General features: G+C 68.8%; 4 protein-coding genes. 3 read left to right on the top strand and 1 reads right to left on the bottom strand.

The features are described 5' to 3' along the window. The 3 genes from FNH04_RS40270 to FNH04_RS40260 all read left to right on the top strand — a co-directional run. Nucleotides 1-776 (top strand): pyridoxal phosphate-dependent decarboxylase family protein (locus FNH04_RS40270; RefSeq protein ID WP_228031903.1); only part of this gene is annotated, 776 nt, incomplete at its 5' end. Continuing rightward, the gene (locus FNH04_RS40265; protein WP_228031902.1) at nt 773-2,338 is read left to right on the top strand and encodes a lysine N(6)-hydroxylase/L-ornithine N(5)-oxygenase family protein; all 1,566 of its coding nucleotides are present in this window, start codon (nt 773-775) and stop codon (nt 2,336-2,338) included. The genes FNH04_RS40270 and FNH04_RS40265, both read left to right, overlap by 4 nt. 63 nt (nt 2,339-2,401) lie before the next feature. After that, on the top strand, nt 2,402-3,550 hold the full coding sequence (locus FNH04_RS40260) for a GDSL-type esterase/lipase family protein (protein WP_152791118.1): 1,149 nt from the start codon (nt 2,402-2,404) through the stop codon (nt 3,548-3,550). Nucleotides 3,551-3,555: 5 nt separating this feature from the next. Here the strand turns inward: FNH04_RS40260 and FNH04_RS40255 are convergent, their stop codons facing one another. After that, nucleotides 3,556-5,361, bottom strand: a complete 1,806-nt coding sequence (locus tag FNH04_RS40255; RefSeq protein WP_152791116.1) for a bifunctional metallophosphatase/5'-nucleotidase — start codon at nt 5,359-5,361, stop codon at nt 3,556-3,558. Nucleotides 5,362-5,644 lie beyond the last annotated feature (283 nt).

The raw sequence follows: 5,644 nt of genomic DNA, 5'->3' as shown, positions 1-5,644 counted from the left end.
CCCCCGGCGGCACCCTCACCCCGGCCGCCCTCGACGAAGCCCTCACCGACCTGCCCCGGCCGATCCTCGTCAACGCCACCGCAGGCACCACCGACGCCGGACTCATCGACCCGCTGACCGACCTCGCCGACGTGTGCGCGGCCCACGGCGCCCGACTCCACGTGGACGCCGCATACGGAGGCGGCCTGCTGTTCAGCGACCACCACCGCCACCGGCTCAACGGCCTCGACCGCGCCCACACCATCACCCTCGACCTGCACAAACTCGGCTGGCAACCCATCGCCGCCGGCCTCCTCGCCATCCACGACGCCACCGACCTCACCGCACTGCGACACCGCGCCGACTACCTCAACGCCGACGACGACACCGAGGCCGGACTGCCCGACCTGCTCGGCCGCTCCCCGCGCACCACCCGCCGACCCGACATCCTCAAGATCGCCGTCACCCTCAAAAGCCTGGGACGCGAAGGACTCGGAGCACTCGTCGACCAGGTCTGCGCCCTCGCCCAGGAGTTCGCCACCCTCGTCGACGCGCACCCCCGCTTCGACCTCTACGGCACACCCACCATCAGCACCGTCCTGTTCCGGCCCACCGGAGCCACGGACACCGCCGTGGCCGACACACGCCGACGGCTCCTCCACGACGGCCAGGCCGTCCTCGGGCGGGCCGCCCCCGACGGCCGCCTCTGGCTGAAGGCCACCCTGCTCAATCCCCACACCCGGCCGGGCGACCTGGCCACACTCCTGAAACTCGTGGAAGGACACACCCCCGCATGAGCACACCCCCACGCCACGAGACCGCAACGCCGCACACGCCCGACACACCGAGCACGCCCGAAGCCCCCCACGACCTGGTGGGCATCGGCATCGGCCCGTTCAACCTGTCCCTCGCCGCCCTCGCGCAGCCACTCCCCGAACTCGACGCCGTCTTCTACGACCAGCGCCCCGCCTTCCACTGGCACCCGGGCCTCCTCATCGAGGGCACCACCCTCCAAGTCCCCTTCCTCGCCGACCTCGTGACCCTCGCCGACCCCGCCAGCCCCTGGTCGTTCCTCAGCCACCTCAAGGCCCACGACCGGCTGTTCCCCTTCTACTTCGCCGAGCACTTCCACATCCAGCGCGCCGAGTACGACGCCTACTGCCGCTGGGTCAGCGAGAACCTCCCCGCACTCCGCTTCGGCCACCGCGCCGACGCGGTGCGCTGGAACCCCGAACGCGAACTGTTCGAGGTCGACTTCACCCGGCTCGGCGACGAGGGCGACGACACCAGCCAGGGGCGGGCCTGCGACGGCGGCGGCACACGACACGGCTCACGACACGGCTCACGACAGGGCTCACGACAGGGCTCAGGACACGGCTCCGGCCGCGGCGACGGCGAGTCCATCGGCCGTACCTACACCAGAAACGTCGTCCTCGGCGTCGGCACCACCCCCCACGTGCCCGAACCGCTCAGACCACTCGTCGACGCCCCCACCGTCCCCGTCATCCACGCCGCCGACTACCTCGACGAACGCCACCGCATCACCACCGCCAGCCATGTCACCGTCATCGGCGCCGGCCAGTCCGGCGCCGAGATCTTCCTCGACCTCCTCCGCACCCGCCCCTCCGGCCGCGAACGCATCCACTGGCTCGCACGCACCGAGGCCTTCGCCCCCATGGAGTACTCCAAACTCGGCCTGGAACACTTCACCCCCGACTACACCCGCTACTTCCACGCCCTCACCGAACCCACCCGCGACCGACTCGTCGCCGCCCAATGGCAGCTCCACAAGGGCGTCGCCGCCACCACCCTCGCCGCCATCCACGAGGAGCTCTACCGCCGCACCCTGCACGGCGGCTGGCCCGACGCGGTACTCACCCCCGGCGTCCTCGTCCGCACCGCCGGCCGACTCGCGACCAGCGGCATCGAACTCCACCTGGAACACCTCCAGCAGGGCATCCGCTCCCGCCTCGTCACCGACGCCGTCGTCCTCGCCACCGGCTTCCGCGAACGCCCCCTCGACCACATGCTCGCCGGCCTCGACCCCCACATGTGCCGCGACGGCTCCGAGCGCCCCTGCGTCGACGACCGGTTCCGCCTCGTCCTCGACCCCTCGGTCACGAACACGGGCTGCCACGTCTACGTCCAGAACGCCGCACTGCACGCCCACGGAGTCGGCACCCCCGACCTCGGTCTCGCCGCCTGGCGCAGCGCCACCATCCTCAACTCCGTCACAGGCAAGGACACCTACCCGCTGCCCGACCGCACCGCCTTCACCACGTTCGGCCTCGACCCCCGGCAGCGCCCCCATGTACCCCGCGTGCGCCGCGCCGAACAGCCGACACCGCTCCGACCGTAATAAGAAGGCAAACAAGCGCGGCAGAAGGTGTAACGCCCGTCAGATCACTGCCTAGCTTCAGTCATGACCACCACATGGATCGCCGCCCACCGCGCCGCCGTCATCAACCCGCACGAGGACTTCGCACTCTTCCCCGTCCGGAGCTTCACCGGCCAGACCGTACGCCAGGCCATACGCCCGGCCGGTGGCGGCGAAGCCCTCCGCGTACGACTCAGCAACCGCTACGGAACCACGCCCCTGAAGATCGGCGGCGCCCACCTCGCCCAACGCACCCGGGGCAGCGGCATCGACCCCACCACCGACACCACCCTGCTCTTCGACGGCACCCCAACCGTCACCGTCCCACCCGGCGAGGACACCGTCAGCGACCCCGTCACCCGGACCGTCACCGCCGGCGAGGAACTCGTCATCAGCCTCTACCTGCCCGGCCACACGGGCCCGAGCACCTACTCCGCCGTCCCGTACGACATCGGTTACACCGTCCACGGCAACCAGCTCGACGCCGAAGTCCTCCACGACGCCGAAGAACTGCCGACCGGCCACTTCCTCACCGGCATCGACGTACGAGCCCCCGAGGGCACCCGCATCGCCGTCGGCTTCGGAGACTCCTGGATCGAGGGCATGGCCACCACCCCCGGCACCGGCCACAGCCTCCCCGCCCGACTCGACCGCCGCCTCACCCGCGGCTGGATCGTCAACCAGGGCATCTCCGGCAACCGCCTCCTCACCGACGAGATCGGCGACCACCTGCTCGCCCGCGTCCAACGCGACGTCCTCGACGTACCCGGCGTCAGCCACGTCCTCGTCCACATCGGACTCAACGACCTCGGCCTGCCCGGCGCCATCGCCTTCCCCGAACCCGGCAAACTGCCCACAGCCGACGACCTGATCACCGGCCTCACCGCACTCGCCGACCGCCTCCACACCGCCGGCCTCACCGTCATCGGCTCCACCATCGGCCCCTACGCCGGCACCGTCTATCCCGGATACGACACCGAGGAAGGCCAGGCCGTACGGCTGCGCGTCAACGAGTGGCTCAGCGGCGACGACCACCCCTTCGACGCGATCGCCGACCTGGCCGCCGCCGTCGCGGACCCGGACCACCCGGACCGGATCCGCGAGGAGTACAACAGCGGCGACGGCCTCCACGTCAACGACGCCGGCACGAAAGCCCTCGCCGACGCCGTCGACCTCACTCTCCTGGACCTCTAGCAGACCTAGAAGACCGGCGTACCCTCCCGCGTGAGCCTCCAGTCCACCGCGGCGAACTCCGCCGGGTCGATCGACCCCTTCGCCTTCACCCACGCGATCATGGTGTTCCGGATCTCGTCCGAGTTCGACCACAGCAACGGGGACGCGGCCACATGCGGGAAGTTGCCACCGCCGTTCGCCCGGTAGTTGTTCACCGCGAACACGAACTGCTTCGCGTCATCCAGCGGAGCCCCCTCGAACCGCACATTCGCGACACGCGACCCGGCCGGCTTCGCGATGTCGATCTCGTACGTCAGACCACTCACCACGTCATAGTTGTAATCCGGCGTGCCGTTCGCGTTCGTCAGCTTCGCCGGATCCACCCCGGCACCCACCGGCGTCTGCACGAAGTAGTTCGCCGAGTACTCCAGATACGCCTTCAACTGCGCACCCGTCATCAGACGCGCCTCCAGCGTGTTCTCAAACACGTACAGACCCGCCACATCCCGGATCGTGACCTCACCCGCCGGAATGACCGCACTCCGCGAGAACGCCGCGGCCTGCGACAGCACCGGCAGCGCCCCGTACTCCGTACCCGCCAGCGCCTGCCTCACCGTGTCCGCCTGGATGTGGTTGATCAGATCGATGATCGCCACATCCTTGTAGGGCGCCTCCACCGACGTCATCTCGGCCGCGTTCGTACCGATCACCTGGTTGACGTACGCCACGACCTTCTCGTGCTCGTCGACCAGCAACCTCGTGATCTTCGGGTCCTCCTCCACCGTGTTGGAGTTCAGGACCTGAGCACCCACCTTCTCGACCTTCCAGCAGCCCCTCTCCCAGACCAGCTCGAAGTCGAACAGCGTCAGACGCTGACCCCACTTCAGCGGCTCGGACAGCACCACCTGCTTGCCGGTCTCCTTGTTCGTGACGAAGTACTCCGGGATCTCCGTGTGCGCGTGGCCCACCAGGATCGCGTCGATACCCGGCACCTGCTCGGCCACCAGACCGGCCGCGTTCTCGATGTACGGCAACTGGTCACCGTACGACGACGTCCCCGACGACCCACTGTGCGCCGACACGATGACGACGTCCGCGCCCATCGAACGCAGCTTCGGCACCCACTTGGCCGCCTGCTCCTCCAGACCCGGGAACGTCATCTTCCCCTGCACGTTCGCCTTGTCCCAGATCGCGATACCAGGGTTCGTCAGACCCAGCACCGCCACCTTCACATCACGGCCGAACGGCGTACGCAACCGGTGCATGCTGTACGGCGGAAAAGCGGGGCGCAGCGTCTTCGCGTCCAGCGCGTTCGCGCCCAGCAGCGGAAAACGGCACTGCTCCTCGAACTTGCGCAGCACCGGAATGCCGTAGTTGAACTCGTGATTGCCGAGCGCCGCCGCGTCATAGCCGATCGCGTTCATGGCCTGCGCCATCGGATGCACCGGACCACCCTTAGCGGTGATCGGGTCCACCTTGGCGTAGTAGTACGACAACTGGGTGCCCTGGATCGTGTCGCCCGCGTCGATGAGGAGGGTGTTGCGGCGGCCCTTCTCCTTGCGGACCTGGTTCACCAGCGTGGAGATCTTCGCCAGACCGACGTCGTTGTGCGCCTTGTCGTCGAACTCCTTGTCCGTGAAGTAGTCCCAGTTGAAGACATTGCCGTGCAGGTCCGTCGTGCCCAGCACGGTGAACGCGTACCGCTTCGGCCGTTTCCCGCCCCCCTTCGCCTCCGCCGCCTGCGCGCTCGGCGCCACGGCCGCGCCGGTCAGCGCGACGCCCGCCCCGGTCACGGCGGACTTCTTCAGGAACTTCCGGCGGTTCAACGGCATGACGGGCACTCCTCGGGGCGGAACTCAGGGGCGAAAAGCTGGGCCGGACCGCGGGCCGGACCCATGGGCCGGAGCCCTGAGCCCGAAACCTGGGCCCGAAACCTGGACCAGATACAACAACGCGCGTAGATAACGCGCGTAGATTCTGACCTGGCCATGACGGGTCGCACCACCACTTTCAGATTTCGATCTGATGACCAGCGGAGCCGCCAACCGGGTCACGAGTGACAGAGTGGGACGTATGACCTCCACACCAGAGGAACCCCAGCCCGCCGCACCCGAC

Origin of the sequence: Streptomyces phyllanthi, from assembly GCF_009377205.1 — a bacterium.
GTDB lineage: Bacteria > Actinomycetota > Actinomycetes > Streptomycetales > Streptomycetaceae > Streptomyces > Streptomyces phyllanthi.
Note: the sequence above shows the minus strand (reverse complement) of the source record. Positions and strands in the feature narration are given on the sequence as shown.